This window comes from Burkholderia guangdongensis, assembly GCF_013403875.1.
Taxonomy (GTDB): Bacteria; Pseudomonadota; Gammaproteobacteria; order Burkholderiales; family Burkholderiaceae; genus Burkholderia; species Burkholderia guangdongensis.
On the sequence record NZ_JACBNX010000001.1, the window covers coordinates 431,739 to 445,918 of the forward strand.

Annotated in this window: 13 protein-coding genes and 1 pseudogene; 13 read left to right on the forward strand and 1 reads right to left on the reverse strand. The window is 69.7% G+C overall.

Annotated features, from left to right (window positions below; all coding sequences use genetic code 11):
* Nucleotides 1–44: 44 nt before the first annotated feature.
* Nucleotides 45–965: a dihydrodipicolinate synthase family protein gene (locus HZI36_RS01840; protein ID WP_179400896.1), complete on the reverse strand. Its 921-nt coding sequence runs from the start codon at nt 963–965 to the stop codon at nt 45–47.
* A gap of 250 nt (nt 966–1,215) precedes the next feature.
* On the opposite strand from HZI36_RS01840, the gene HZI36_RS01845 reads away from it, so the two are divergent.
* From HZI36_RS01845 to HZI36_RS01905, 13 genes and pseudogenes are all read left to right on the forward strand, one after another.
* Nucleotides 1,216–2,148, forward strand: a complete 933-nt coding sequence (locus tag HZI36_RS01845; protein ID WP_179400897.1) for a 4-hydroxyproline epimerase — start codon at nt 1,216–1,218, stop codon at nt 2,146–2,148.
* A 14-nt stretch (nt 2,149–2,162) separates the two neighbouring features.
* Complete coding sequence (locus HZI36_RS01850; RefSeq protein ID WP_179400898.1) at nt 2,163–3,287, forward strand: FAD-dependent oxidoreductase; 1,125 nt, start codon at nt 2,163–2,165, stop codon at nt 3,285–3,287.
* On the forward strand, nt 3,287–3,520 hold the full coding sequence (locus HZI36_RS01855) for a (2Fe-2S)-binding protein (RefSeq protein WP_179400899.1): 234 nt from the start codon (nt 3,287–3,289) through the stop codon (nt 3,518–3,520). Before HZI36_RS01850 ends, HZI36_RS01855 begins: the two co-directional genes overlap by 1 nt.
* Nucleotides 3,517–4,779: an FAD-dependent oxidoreductase gene (locus HZI36_RS01860; protein ID WP_179400900.1), complete on the forward strand. Its 1,263-nt coding sequence runs from the start codon at nt 3,517–3,519 to the stop codon at nt 4,777–4,779. The genes HZI36_RS01855 and HZI36_RS01860 overlap by 4 nt, the downstream gene beginning before the upstream one ends.
* 951 nt (nt 4,780–5,730) lie before the next feature.
* The gene (locus HZI36_RS01865; RefSeq protein ID WP_179400901.1) at nt 5,731–5,925 is read left to right on the forward strand and encodes a Flp family type IVb pilin; all 195 of its coding nucleotides are present in this window, start codon (nt 5,731–5,733) and stop codon (nt 5,923–5,925) included.
* 79 nt (nt 5,926–6,004) lie between these two features.
* A pseudogene (locus HZI36_RS01870) lies at nt 6,005–6,475 on the forward strand (A24 family peptidase); the annotation flags it as partial.
* Between the two features lie 180 nt (nt 6,476–6,655).
* Nucleotides 6,656–7,675: a Flp pilus assembly protein CpaB gene (gene cpaB / locus HZI36_RS01875; protein ID WP_179400903.1), complete on the forward strand. Its 1,020-nt coding sequence runs from the start codon at nt 6,656–6,658 to the stop codon at nt 7,673–7,675.
* 22 nt (nt 7,676–7,697) lie between these two features.
* Nucleotides 7,698–9,116 (forward strand): type II and III secretion system protein family protein, encoded by a 1,419-nt coding sequence (locus tag HZI36_RS01880; protein ID WP_179400904.1) that lies wholly within the window; start codon nt 7,698–7,700, stop codon nt 9,114–9,116.
* Nucleotides 9,117–9,158: 42 nt separating this feature from the next.
* Nucleotides 9,159–9,536 carry a CpaD family pilus assembly lipoprotein gene (locus tag HZI36_RS01885; protein WP_179400905.1) on the forward strand — a complete coding sequence of 126 codons (378 nt, stop codon included), beginning with the start codon at nt 9,159–9,161 and terminating at the stop codon, nt 9,534–9,536.
* A 17-nt stretch (nt 9,537–9,553) separates the two neighbouring features.
* The gene (locus HZI36_RS01890) at nt 9,554–10,789 is read left to right on the forward strand and encodes a CpaE/TadZ family protein (protein ID WP_179400906.1); all 1,236 of its coding nucleotides are present in this window, start codon (nt 9,554–9,556) and stop codon (nt 10,787–10,789) included.
* Nucleotides 10,750–12,243 carry a TadA family conjugal transfer-associated ATPase gene (locus tag HZI36_RS01895; protein WP_179400907.1) on the forward strand — a complete coding sequence of 498 codons (1,494 nt, stop codon included), beginning with the start codon at nt 10,750–10,752 and terminating at the stop codon, nt 12,241–12,243. The genes HZI36_RS01890 and HZI36_RS01895 overlap by 40 nt, the downstream gene beginning before the upstream one ends.
* On the forward strand, nt 12,240–13,220 hold the full coding sequence (locus HZI36_RS01900) for a type II secretion system F family protein (RefSeq protein WP_179400908.1): 981 nt from the start codon (nt 12,240–12,242) through the stop codon (nt 13,218–13,220). Before HZI36_RS01895 ends, HZI36_RS01900 begins: the two co-directional genes overlap by 4 nt.
* A gap of 16 nt (nt 13,221–13,236) precedes the next feature.
* Nucleotides 13,237–14,175, forward strand: a complete 939-nt coding sequence (locus HZI36_RS01905) for a type II secretion system F family protein (RefSeq protein WP_179400909.1) — start codon at nt 13,237–13,239, stop codon at nt 14,173–14,175.
* The last annotated feature ends 5 nt before the right edge of the window (nt 14,176–14,180 follow it).

The following is a 14,180-nucleotide window of genomic DNA, read 5'->3' on the forward strand; positions in this document are numbered from 1 at the left end:
AATGTTGATCAGCGCGTGGATCGGCGCGTCGATCAGCGCGTCGATCAGAGGCCGACGTCCGGCAGCGTCGGGCGCGTTTCGAGCGCCTTCGCGACGACCGCCTTCACGTGCGCGAGCGCCTCGCCCTCGAGCGCGAGGCGCGGCGGGCGGGTGACCGCGCTGCCGCGGCCGACCAGCTCTTCGCACAGCTTGATGCACTGCACGAGGTCCGGGCGCGCGTCGAGGTGCAACAGCGGCATGAACCAGCGATACAGCGCGAGCGCTTCGTCGAAGCGCTTCTGCTTCGCGAGGCGGAACAGCGTCTCGCCTTCCTTCGGGAACACGTTCGACATCCCCGACACCCAGCCTTGCGCGCCGACCGCGATGCTCTCGACGATCACGTCGTCGAGGCCCGCGAACAGCACGAAGCGGTCGCCGACCGCATTGCGCAGGTCGATGAAGCGGCGCGTGTCGCCCGACGAATCCTTGAAGCAGACGATGTTCTCGCAATCCTGCAGCGCGATCAGCACGTCCGGCGTCACGTCGTTCTTGTAGATCGGCGGGTTGTTGTAGACCATCACCGGCAGATCGGTGCTCGACGCGACCGCGCGAAAGTGCGCGGCGGTTTCGTGCGGCTTCGCCGAGTAGACGAGCGCGGGCATCACCATCACGCCGTCGACGCCGACGCGCTGCGCCTCGCGCACCGTGTTGCGCGCGAACTCGGTCGTGAACTCGGCCACGCCCGCGATCACCGGCACCCGGCCGCCGGCCGCGTCGCGCGCCGCTTCGATCACCGTGAGCTTTTCCGACGTCGACAGCGACGTGTTCTCGCCGACCGTGCCGCAGACGACGAGGCCCGACACGCCGTCGTCGACCAGCTTCTTCACGACGCGGTGCGTCGCGTCGACGTCGAGGGAAAAGTCAGGCTTGAACTGGGTGCTGACGGCCGGGAAAACCCCGGTCCATTGGATGGCATTGCGGCTCACTGAAATCTCCTACATTCGTATCGGTCGGCCGACAGGGTGCGTCGGTATGGCGAGCAGTATCGCTGCGGGAATGCCCGGCAGGCTTGAGCCGTTTCCCGGAGCAAAATGACGAAATCGGCACAATCGCCGGAGGGGGCGGGCTGGCGCCGGAGGCTATGCCGATTTCGTCGTCGGCCTCATCGAAAACCCACAAGCGGACGGACGCCGCACAGAGGAAGCTGTGCTCCTTTCCACCTTTCAGAGACGCGAGATGAAGTCTATCCAGATCATCGATTCGCACACGGGCGGCGAACCCACGCGGCTCGTCGTGTCCGGTTTCCCCGATCTCGGCCGCGGCTCGATGGCCGAGCGGCGCGCGCTGCTTGCGCAGGAATACGACCGCTGGCGCACCGCGTGCGTGCTCGAACCGCGCGGCAGCGACGTGCTGGTCGGCGCGCTGCTGTGCGAGCCGGTGTCGAAGGAAGCCGCCGCCGGCGTGATCTTCTTCAACAACACCGGCTATCTCGGGATGTGCGGGCACGGCACGATCGGCCTCGTGCGCACGCTCTTTTACATGGGCCGCATCGCGCCCGGCGTGCACCGGATCGAGACGCCGGTCGGCGACGTCGAGGCGACGCTGCACGACGACCTGAGCGTCAGCGTGCGCAACGTGCTCGCGTACCGCCATGCGAAGGACGTCGCCGTCGACGTGCCCGGCCATGGCACGGTGAAGGGCGACGTCGCGTGGGGCGGCAACTGGTTCTTCCTGATCAGCGGGCACGGGCAGCGCATCGCCGGCGACAACGTCGCGGCGCTGACCGCGTATGCGTCGGCGGTGCGCGAAGGCCTGGAGAAAGCGGGCGTCACCGGCGTGAACGGCGGCGAGATCGATCACATCGAGCTGTTCGCGGACGATCCGCAATACGACAGCCGCAGCTTCGTGCTGTGCCCGGGCCTCGCATACGACCGCTCGCCGTGCGGCACCGGCACGAGCGCGAAGCTCGCGTGCCTCGCGGCCGACGGCAAGCTCGCGCCGGGCCAGGTGTGGCGGCAGGCGAGCGTGATCGGCAGCGTGTTCTCGGCGAGCTACGCCGAGGCCGATGGCGGGATCGTGCCGACGATTCGCGGCAGCGCGCACCTGAGCGCCGAAGCGACGCTGCTGATCGACGACAGCGACCCGTTCGCGTGGGGCATCGCGTCGTGAGTGTCGCGAGTGCCGTGAGCGACGTGGCCGACGTGATCGTGATCGGCGCCGGCATCGTCGGCGCCGCGTGCGCGCACGAGTTCGCGGTGCGCGGGCTGCGCGTGCTCGTGCTCGACGACGCGAGCGGCGGCGCGACCGGCGCCGGGATGGGGCACCTCGTCGCGATGGACGACAACGCGGCCGAGCTCGCGCTCAGCCATTACTCGATCGACCTGTGGAACGCGCTGCGCGGCGAGATGCCGGACGCGTGCGCGTACCGCAACTGCGGCACGCTGTGGCTCGCGGCCGACGCGCACGAGATGGACCTCGCGCGCGCGAAGCAGGCGACGCTCGCCGCGCACGGCGTGGCCGGCGAACTGATCGACGCGCGCGAGCTGGCGGCGAGCGAGCCGATGCTGCGCGCGGGGCTCGGCGGTGCACTGAGGATTGCCGGCGACGGAATTCTGTACGCGCCGGTCGCCGCGAACTGGCTGCTGCAGCGCCGGCCCGGGATCGTGCGGCGCCGCGCGAAGGCGATCGCGGTCGCCGGCGCGAGCGTGACGCTCGAAGGCGGCGAGACGCTGCGGGCGGCGCGCGTGGTCGTCGCGAACGGCATCGGCGCGCGCGCGCTGCTGCCCGAGCTGCCGCTGCGCCCGAAAAAAGGCCATCTGCTGATCACCGACCGCTATCCGGGCAGCGTGTCGCACCAGCTCGTCGAGCTCGGCTACGCGGCGAGCGCGCATGCGAGCGACGGCACGTCGGTCGCGTTCAACGTGCAGCCGCGCCCGACCGGCCAGTTGCTGATCGGCTCGTCGCGGCAGTTCGACACCGAGGATCCGTGCGTCGAGCCGCCGGTGCTCGCGCGGATGCTGCGCCGCGCGGTCGATTATCTGCCGGCGCTCGCGGACCTGAACGGCATCCGCTCGTGGACGGGCTTTCGCTGCGCGAGCCCCGACGGGCTGCCGCTGGTCGGCGAGCACCCGGCGCAGCCGGGGCTGTGGCTCGCGGTCGGGCACGAGGGGCTCGGCGTGACGACGGCGCCGGGCAGCGCGCGGCTGCTGGCCGCGCAGATGTTCGGCGAGCGGCCGGCGATCGACGTCGAGCCGTATTTGCCCGGACGTTTTTTGTCGACGTCGTCAGTAGCAGGGGAGCTTGCGTGATGAACATTTATCTGGACGGCCGCGCGCTGACCGTGCCGGACGGGATGACCGTCGCCGCGGCGGTCGCGACGAGCGGCGACGACACGACACGCACGTCGTGCACCGGCGCCGCGCGCGCGCCGTTTTGCGGGATGGGGATTTGCCAGGAGTGCAGAATGACGATCGACGGCCGCCGCCGGCTCGCGTGCCAGACGCTGTGCCGCGACGGGATGCGGGTGGAGCGCACGCGATGACGCATGAACATCTGAGGGTCGACGTCGCGATCGTCGGCGCGGGCCCGGCGGGCCTGTCGGCCGCGCGGGCGGCCACGCAAAGCGGCGCCTCGGTCGCGATCGTCGACGACAATCCGCGCGCGGGCGGGCAGATCTGGCGGCAGGGGCCGGGCACGACGCCATCGGTTCTGGCCGCCGAGCGGTTGACTGTGCTTCGGCATCCGAACGTTCGCTATCTGCCGGCGACGCGGATCGTCGCGCAAACGCGCGCGAACATGCTGCTGCTCGAGGACGACGAGCGCGGACTGCTGCTCGAATACGACATGCTGATTCTGTGCTGCGGCGCGCGCGAACTGCTGCTGCCGTTCCCGGGCTGGACGCTGCCCGGCGTGACCGGCGCGGGCGGGCTGCAGGCGCTGATCAAGAACGGCCTCGACGTGCGCGGGCAGCGCACCGTGATCGCCGGGAGCGGCCCGCTGTTGCTCGCGAGCGCGGCGACCGCGCGGCAGACGGGCGCGCAGGTGCTGCGCGTGCTCGAGCAGGCCGCGTGGCGCGACGTGATCGGCTTCGGCGCGCGGCTGTGGCGCTGGCCGGAGAAATTGAAGCAGGCGGCCGGGCTGATTCCGGCGTCGTACCGCGCGGATGCGCACGTCGTCGAAGCGTTCGGCGACGCACGGCTCGAAGGCGTGCGGATCAGCCAGGGCGGCCGGATGTCGGAGCTCGCATGCGACCGGCTCGCGTGCGGCTTCGGGCTCGTGCCGAACACGGTGCTGCCGAGTCATCTCGGCTGCCGGATCGAGAATGGCGCGGTGGCGGTCGACGCGTATCAGCGCACGAGCCGCGCCGGGCATTTCGCGGCGGGCGAGTGCACGGGCGTCGGCGGCAGCGAGCTTGCGATGATCGAGGGCGAGATCGCCGGCCTTGCGGCGACCGGGCAGACTGGCCGGCTCGCGCAACTGGCCGAGCGGCGCGCGCACTGGCAAGGGTTCGCGGACGAGGTGCGGCGGCGCTTCGCGATCCGCGAGCCGATTCGCACGCTCGCGCGGCCGGACACGCTGATCTGCCGCTGCGAGGACGTGCGCTACGACGCGGTCGCGAACGAGACGGGCTGGACCGCTGCGAAGCTTCAGTCGCGTTGCGGGATGGGCGCGTGCCAGGGGCGCGTGTGCGGCGCGGCCGCGCGCGAATTGTTCGGCTGGACGCCGCCCGCACCGCGCTCGCCGCTCGTGCCGGCGCGAGTCGGCACGCTGCTGATCGATGGGAGTGGGGACGGGCAGTGAGGCCGCCGGCGGTCGGGAGGCTGGGTGCGGAGGTTGAATGGTCGTGCGCGGCGGTCGGAGATCCGGGCTCGGAGGTAAAAGTGTCGAGCGCGGCGGTCGAGAGCCGCGTGCGGAGGTTGAACCCCCGTGCGCGGCGGTCAGAGATGCCCGGGCTCGGGGGTTAAACCGCCGAGCTTGGCGGTCAGAGGTCCGGGCTCGGAGGTAAAACCGTCGAGCGCGGCGGTCGAGAGCCGCGTGCGGAGGTTGAACCCCCGTGCGCGGCGGTCAGAGCGGTACGGACTCGGAAGTTAAATCGTCGAGCGCGGCGGTCAGAGGTCCGGGCTCGGAGGTAAAACCGTCGAGCGCGGCGGTCGAGAGCCGCGTGCGGAGGTTGAACCCTCGTGCGCGGCGACCAGAGAGGTCCGGGCTCGGAAGTTAAATCGTCGAACGCGGCGGTCCAAGGTCCGCGTGCGGCGGTTAAACCCTCGCGCAGGCAAGTTCGAGGCCCGGGGGCGGAGGTCAAACCCTCGCGCGCGACGGTCAGGGCGCGAGGCAGGGCTCCGGACGAAATCTTGCTCGTCGTCACTCAAGTCGTGCCGTTCGATGCCGTCAACACGATCAGCGGAACCGCGCACTTTCCTTCGTTTTCCTTGCATTGCAGGCAAAGAGCGTCGACGCGTGTGCTCGCGGCACGGCAATGCTTACGCATGCCTAATCATTCCTTTCTAAATTGAAAATCAACGTAAACCCGAAATTCACGCACATTTACTGAAAAAATGTAAATAAATGTAAAAAGTGTGTGCTATGAATACGTTTGCGGGCCGGCAATCGTTCAACTGGGCGAATCAGGGAAAACCTGTCTCCAGCTGAGCAAACGATTGCCGACAACGCAGGAGAAGGGCGTCTACGTTCTTCCAAGACATCAGGCCAACGTACCACCCGCCGGGCACGGCGTAACTTCGGGGAAATCAAATGATTCGCTTTATTCGATCCATGCTTCGTGACGAGCGCGGCGTTACCGCGCTCGAATATTCGGTTCTTGCAGGCATCGTCGTGCTCGCCGTCGTCGCGGCAGGCGCGGTCTTCAGCAATACCGGCACGGGTCTTCCGGCCCTGTTCGCGAACATGATCACCAACGTGACGACCGCGCAGAACACCGGCAAGTGACCGAGTCGTCAGCGCTTGCGACGTGCGTCGTCGCGAGCGCTGCCGGACCGTGTCGCGTCAAGCAATCAGGCAGGCAATCATGGTGGACTGGATCAATCTCGCGGCCAGCGGGCTACTGGCGGCGCTCGCCGTATCGGATCTGCGCGCGCGGCGATTACCTAATTCGATGATCGCGGCGCTGGCCGCGCTGTACGTCGTGCACGCGCTCGTCGCCGGTCAGGCCGACGCATTCGCGCCAAGCACGCATCTGATGGCGGCAGCCATCGCATTCGCGGTCGCCGCGCTGCTGTGCTTCGTCGGCTGGATCGCCGGCGGCGACGCCAAGCTCGCCGCGGCCGTGTTTCTGTGGGCCGGACCGGGCCATGCGTTGCCCGTGTTCGTCATCGTTTCCATCTGCGGGCTCGTCGTCGCCCTGTGCGCGCTGGGCGCCGGCGCCGCGATGCGGCTCGACGCGCGCGCGGCGCACTGGACCGCGTGGCTCGCTCCGGCGCGCGGCGTGCCGTACGGCGTCGCGCTGGCGTCCGGCGGCGCGGTGGCCGTCTGGTGGCCGCCCGGGTGGCCTCCCGCACACGCGCCCGCGTCGTCCGCGCACAAGCTCGTCGACCGCGCGTTCGATGCCGTCGACGCGGGCTCGTTCCTCGCGCTCGTCCACGGATTCGAACGCGATGCCGTGCGACTGGCGGTCATCCCGCTCGCCCGGCATCTAGGGCTCGCGTAAGAGAGGCGCATCGTGCCGAACGTCCTGAAACTCGTCGCGCTGATCGTCGTGGCGGCACTCGGCGCGCTGTTGCTGCGCGCAACCTACGTCGCCGCGTCGCGCGTGCGTCCGCATGCGCCGCCGGTGGTCGAGCAGATTCGCGTCGCCGCCGCCGACCTGCCCAGCGGGCTGCTGCTGCGCGACAGCGATCTCGTATGGAAGCGCGTGCCGCGCGATGCCGTGCCGCCCGGCGCGCTCGTGCAGGGGCAAGCGGGCGCCGACGATCTGAAGGGGGATCTGCTGCGGCATGCGGTCGTCGCTGGTACGCCGCTGCAGCGCGCCGACCTGATCTCGCCGGACGAGGCCGATTTTCTCGCGGCCGCGCTCATGCCCGGCATGCGCGCGATTTCGGTCGCGATCGACGACGTGTCGGGCAACGCCGGCCTGATCCAGCCCGGCGATTACGTCGACGTGCTGCTCACGCAGCAAATGAGCTCGCCGAACAGCAATTCGGTCCCGCCGGACCGCTCGGTCGAAGCGGAGACCGTCGCGAATCGCGTGCGCGTGCTCGCGGTGGGATCGGCGTTCCAGCGTGCCAGGGACGACGCTTCACAGTCGTCTTCACCGCCCTCTTCACAGCCGTCGTCGCAACCGTCTTCGCAGCCGCATACGAACACACGCGCGCGCACCGTGACCTTCGAAGTCACGCCGCACACGACGCAGGTGATCGCGGTCGCGTCCCATCTCGGCTCGCTGTCGCTCGCGTTGCGCAGCTTCGCGACTAGCGACCGCCGCCCGGCGGGCACCGACGCGCCCGCCGAGCCGCTCGCGCCGCCAGTGTGGGCCGGCGACGTGTCGCGCGCATGGCGCGCGGCGGCACCCGTGCGCGAGATCCGTGCGCGCGTCCCCGCGAGCGCGGCGCCGGTGATCGTGTATCGCGGCACGAAGGTCGGCGAGAGCGCGGGTGCCGTGTCCGCGTCGACCGGCACGTCCGGGTTGCCGCCGCTGCCGGCCGGGCCGGTGCCAGCCGCCGTTCCGGTGCCCGGCGCGTAACGTCATCGACAGGAACAACAGCATGTGCCCTCGCGCCTTCCGCCCGCGTTCATGGCTCCGAGCCGCGGCGCCCGCGCTCGCCTGCGTCGCGCTGCTCGGCGCGGCGGCGGCGGGCGGCGCGTGGCCTGCCGCCGCCCGCGCGAGCGAACCCGATCCGTCGACGCTCGGCGTGCCCGCCGGCGGCGGTGAAATGCTCCGCCTGCCGGAGCCGGCCGTCGCGGTGTTCGTCGCGGATCCCGACGTCGCGGACGTTCACGTGCCGACGTCGCAAACCGTGTTCGTGCTCGGCAAGAAAGCCGGCACGACGACGCTGTTCGCGCTCGGGCCGAACAACCGGACGATCCTGCGCAAGACGATCGTCGTCAGCGCCGACACCGACTCGATGCAGCGTACGCTCGAGTCGCGCTTTCCGCGGCTGCATCTGACGCTAACGAGCGCGCCCGGCTCGCTGATGGTGACGGGCGCGGTGCAGAGCGCCGACGAAGCGGATGCGGTCGAACAGACGCTGAAGCCCTTTCTGCACGACAAGGAAACGATCGTGAACCGGATGGCGGTCGCGCGGCCGATCCAGGTGAACCTGCGCGTGCGGATCACCGAGATCGACCGCAACGTCACGCAGCAGCTCGGAGTCAACTGGAGCGCGCTCGGTCAGCCCGGTCTGGGCAATTTCATCGGTGGGCTGTTCAGCGGCGGGGGCGTCTCGGCGTCGACGGCCGCCAGCCTGGCAACGGGCGGTGCATTCTCCGTGCTTGGTGGGTTCCATACGAAATCAGGATCCTATTCGATCGACGGCGTGCTCCAGGCGCTCGATCAGGAAGGGCTCCTGACGACGCTCGCCGAGCCGAACCTGACCGCGATGTCCGGCGAGACCGCGAGCTTCCTCGCAGGCGGCGAGTTCCCGATTCCCGTGTCGCAGGACACGAGCGGCGCGATCACGGTCGCGTTCAAGCCGTACGGCGTGTCGCTCGCGTTCACGCCGACGGTGCTCGCGGACAACCGGATCAGCCTGAAGGTCCACCCGGAAGTCAGCGAGATCGACCCGAACAACAGCGTGACGACAGGCGGCATCAAGGTGCCGGCACTGACGGTGCGGCGCGTCGACACGACGGTCGAGCTGTCGAGCGGCCAGAGCTTCGCGCTCGGCGGCCTGCTGCAGAGCAATACGAGCGACGTGCTGTCGGCGCTCCCCGGGCTGGGCCGGCTGCCGGTGCTCGGCAAGCTGTTCTCGTCGAAGAACTACCTGAACAACAAGACGGAAGTGGTCGTGATCGTCACCCCGTACATCGTGCAGCCGACTGGCCCTGGGCGCTTGCGCGACGCGCTCGACAGCGTGATGCGGCCGAGCGGCGATATCGAGTTCGCGCTGCAGCGTTCGCTTGGCCTCGATCCGCTGTCCGGCGACGGGCCGCGGCTCGTCGGCGCTGCGGGCTTCGTCTACTGAGCGGAGGGCGATCCGGTGAAACATCGAAATTTCGGATGGCTGATGAAGCAGGTAATGCTGATCGCGCCGGTCGTCGTGCTCGGCGGATGCATGTCCGCGCCGCCGCCGCTCGGCATGCCCGATGTGTCGGCGATCGGCTACGACACACGTGACGGCGGCCGCGCGATACCGCCCGACTGCGCGCAGCTCAACCAGCGGTCGCATCTGGTGGATGCCGGCTTCGCCCGACCCGGGGTCGCGTTCGGCTGCGCGACGTATACGAATCTCGCGACGATGCTCGCGCGGCCGGAGGACATCGTCGCGCCGCTGCCGTACGCAGGCGCGGACGCGTCGCGCGCGGCGGACGCGGTGCGCCGCTACGAAGAGGGGCGGACGACGCCGCTGAGCGCGCCGTCGACCACTTCGTCCGTTTCACACTGAACAGGGATATTCCGACGATGGGTGCGTTCGATCTTTCCGGCCATCATTCCCGCGTGCGCGCCGGCGCGGCATCCGCGGAGCGCCTGATCGCGGTGGTGTCCGATGCCGGCAGCGAGGAAGCGATCCGGAACCTCGTGTTCGATCAGGGCGTCGAGCGCGCGCACGTCGAGCGCGGCACGATCGACGATGCGATCGAACTGATGGCGACGCTCGAGCATTCGCCGCGCCACCTGATCGTCGATCTGTCCGGCTCGTCGATGCCCGTCTCCGACATGATGCGCCTCGCGGACGTCTGCGATCCGTCGGTCGCGGTGATCGTCGTCGGCGAGCACAACGACGTCGGCCTGTACCGGAACCTGCTGCGCATCGGCGTGCGCGAGTATCTGGTCAAGCCGCTGACGGTCGAGCTCGTGCAGCGCGCGCTGGAGGCAACCGACGCCGGAGCCGCGACGCGCGTCGGCAAGGCGATCGGCTTCGTCGGCGCGCGCGGCGGCGTCGGCGTCACGACCATCGCGACCGCGCTCGCGCGCCATATGGCCGACCAGACGCGCCGCCGCGTCGTCTACGTCGATCTCGACCTGCACGGCGGCGGCGCGTGCACGATGCTCGGCGTGACGAGCGGCAACGGGCTCGTCGAATTGCTGCAGAACACGCAGCGGCTCGACGAGCAACTGATCAATCAGGCGATCGTCGCGCAGAGCGACCGGCTGTTCGTGCTGTCGTCGGAGGCGCCGTTCGACAGCCCGTTCGCGCCGCGCACCGGCGCGGTCGCGGAGCTGATCGGCGTGCTGAAGAGCCAGTTTCATTACGTCGTGCTCGATCTGCCGGAGCGGGCCGGGCGCATCGTCGACGAGGCGCTCGACGCGTGCGGCTCGATTCACGTCGTCGCCGACCGCTCGGTGCATGGCGCGCGCGAGGCCGCGCGGCTGTGCCGTTTCGCGGAAGGCCGCGCGGCCGACCCGACGGTGACGCTGCTGATCAACAACGCGCTGCCGCCCGCGCGCGGCCGCGCCGATCCGGCGGACATCGCGCAGGCGCTCGCGCGCGCGTCGGTCCACGAATTTCCGCACGAGCCGCACGCGCTCGCGCTCGCCGAAAACCTCGGCGAGCCGATCGCCGATTCGCACCGCTCGGGGTTCGCGCAGGCGATCGTCGGGCTGGCCCACGCGCTGACGGGCGGCGATGCGAACGCGCTCGCGCGTGCCCGTCGTCCATGGTATGCGCGGTTCTCCGCGAAGCTCGGGAGGGCGTGATGTTCGGCCGCCGCGAATTGAGATCCGTCCCATCCGCGCACGCTGCTGCTGCCGGTGCCGCCGGTGCCGCCGGCGCGCCGCACGACGGCCCGCAGCCGCTCGCCGGATTCGGCGATGCGCAGCAGCCGGCCGCGCCGGCGCCGGGCGCGCACGCGGCCGAACCGTCGGCGCGCGCCGCGGACGGCCACGAGGCGCTGATCCGCTCGGACACGTTCAAGACGATCCGCACGAGCGTGTTCTCGTCGATGAACATGTCGGCGGCGCTCGTGATGTCGCGCGCGCAGGTGCGCGAGGGCATCGAGAAGATCGCGGCCGAGGTGATCCTGCGCGAGCGCTTCACGGTCACGCTCGCCGAGCAGACGCTGATCGTCGAGGAGATCCTGAATGACATGTTCGGCGTCGGCCCGATCGAGCCGCTGCTCGCCGACGAGAAAGTCACCGACATTCTCGTGAACGGCCCCGACCAGGTGTACGTCGAGCGCGGCGGCCGGCTTGAGCTGACGTCGCTGAAGTTCCGCGACAACGCGCACGTGATCAACGTCGCGCAGCGCATCGCGGCGGCGATCGGCCGGCGCGTCGACGAAAGCAGCCCGATGGTCGACGCACGCCTTGCCGACGGCAGCCGCGTGAACGTCGTGCTGCCGCCGATCGCGCTGCGCGGCGCGTCGATCTCGATCCGCAAGTTCGCGAAGCGCAACATCACGCTCGCGCGGATGGCGCAGCAGGGCAACCTGTCGTCGGCGATGGTCGACGTGCTGCGGATCGCGAGCGCATGCCGGCTCAACATCGTGATCTCGGGCGGCACCGGGTCGGGCAAGACGACGCTGCTGAACGCGCTGTCGCACTTCATCGACGTGGGCGAGCGCGTGGTGACGATCGAGGACGCGGCCGAACTGCAACTGCAGCAGCCGCACGTCGTGAGCCTCGAGACGCGCCCGGAGAACAGCGAGGGGCTCGGTGGCGTGTCGCAGCGCGACCTCGTGCGCAACGCGCTGCGGATGCGACCCGACCGCATCATCCTCGGCGAGACGCGCGGCACCGAAGCGTTCGACGTGCTGCAGGCGATGAACACCGGTCACGACGGCTCGATGACGACGATCCACGCGAACACGCCGCGCGATGCGATCACGCGTCTCGAGAGCATGGTGATGATGGCGAACGGCAACCTGCCGCTCACGTCGATCCGCCGGCAGATCGCGAGCGCGGTCCATCTGATTCTGCAGATCGAACGGATGCGCGACGGGATGCGGCGCGTGACGCGCGTCACCGAGATCGCCGGGATGGAGGGCGACGTCGTGATCACGCAGGATCTGTTCGCGTTCCGCTACGACGCGAGCGCGTTCCAGGAGCAGGTGCACGGCGTGTTCGAGTCGTCGTCGCTGCGGCCGGCGTTCGCGCAGCGCGCCGCGTACTACGGGCTCGAAGAGGCCCTGGTCGAGGCGATGCAGTCATGAATCCCGCGGACATCGTCGCTGCCGGCGGATTCTTCGCGATCCTGATCGTCGGGCTGATCGTGCGTCAGGTGCGGCAGATGCGGCGGGACCGTCCGCAGGCGCGCATCCGGTCGCGCGTGATGGTGCTGCACGACGAGCGCCGCGCCGCGCGGCACGCGAAATCGTCTCCGGTCGTGCATCAACTGTTCAGCCGCGAGCTGCGCGAGCACGGCGCGCTGCGCACGTGGATCGACGCGCGCCGCGAGCGCCTGCGCGTGGTCGGCGGGCGCGGTGGCGTGCGCGTGATCGCATTCGCATTCGTGTTCGCATCAGCCGCCGCGCTGATCGGCACGTCGCTCGCGCATCTGCCGGGCTGGGCGCGCGCGCTGATCGACGTCGCCGCGCCGCTCGCCGCGACGCGCTTCGCGTACAACCGGCTGACCGCGCGCTTCAAGCAACGCTTCCTGAGCGCGTTCCCGGATGCGCTCGACCTGATCATCCGCGCGGTGCGCGCGGGCATTCCGGTCACGCAGGCGATCGCGACGGCCGGGATCGAGACCGATGAGCCGGTGCGCACGACGTTCCGCACGATGGGCGACTCGCTGCGCGTCGGCGCGGAACTCAAGGAGGTGCTGGAGCAGGCGGCCGAGCGGCTGCAGATCGCCGACTTCTCGTTCTTCTCGGTGTGCCTGATCCTGCAGCGCGAAACGGGCGGCAACCTGAGCGAAACGCTCGAGAACCTGTCGGCCATCATCCGCACGCGGCGCGACATCCGGCTGAAGACGCGCGCGCTGACCGCGGAAGGGCGCATCTCGACCAATCTCATCTCGGCGATGCCGTTCGCGATCGCGGGCATGCTTTATATGATCAACCGGGCGTACATCTCGCTGCTGTTCGATACGCATGCGGGCCACAAGATTCTGAGCCTGGCGGCGGTCCTGATGGCGATCGGCCTCGTGTCGGTCCGCAAGATCGCGAACCTGAATACGTCCCGATGACACAGGAGCCACTGACATGGTGATCGACATCGCGTTGCTCGGCCTGCTCGTCATCGGCATCGTCTGGTACGTCCGGCGCACGACGGGCACGCGTCAGCGGATCGCGCAGCGTGTGCGCCACGGCGTGTTGCGCGGGGCGGCCGGCTATGCGGCGCGTGTGCCCGGCGACCCCTCGAACAACGTGTCGCAGCGCGTCGCACGCCGCGTCGCGTCGATCGGCGAACGGATGCCCGTCGTCGACGCGACGCAGCGCTCGAAGCTCGCGATGCGGCTCGCGCGAGCCGGCTTTCGGGAGCGCGGCGCGGTATCGATGCTCGCGGGCCTGAAGATCGTCGTCGGCGCGGGCCTGGCGCTCGTCGCGATCGCGACCGGCGGGCATCTGCCGCGCATCGGCGAATACTTCGTGTTCCGCGCGCTGCTGATGGCCGGCGCGTTCATGATCGGGATGATGCTGCCCGAGTTCGTGCTGGGGATCGTGATCGGCCGGCGGCAGAAATCGATCGCCGCGTACCTGCCCGATGCGCTCGACCTGCTCGTGATCTGCACGAACGCCGGCAACAGCCTCGCCGTCGGGATCCGGCGCGTCGCGACCGAAATGACGTGGATCTGCCCGCCGCTCGCCGACGAATTCTCGGTCACCGCGGACCAGTTGCAGATCGGCAGCGACAGCGCGAGCGCGCTCAACGCGCTGGCCGCGCGGATCGGCCTGCCGTCGGTGCGCGCGCTCGTGACGACGCTCGTGCAGTCGCAACAGTACGGCACGCCGATCACGCAGTCGCTGCGCGTGCTGTCGCGCACCGAGCGCACGATGCAGATCGTCGCGCTCGAGGAGAAGGCCGCGAAGCTCGCGCCGAAGATGACACTGCCGATGATGCTGTTCATCGTGCCGACCGTCGCGCTGATCGCGGCGGGGCCGGCCGTGATCCGGCTCGTCTGGGTGTTCCGGCACCAGTAGGAATG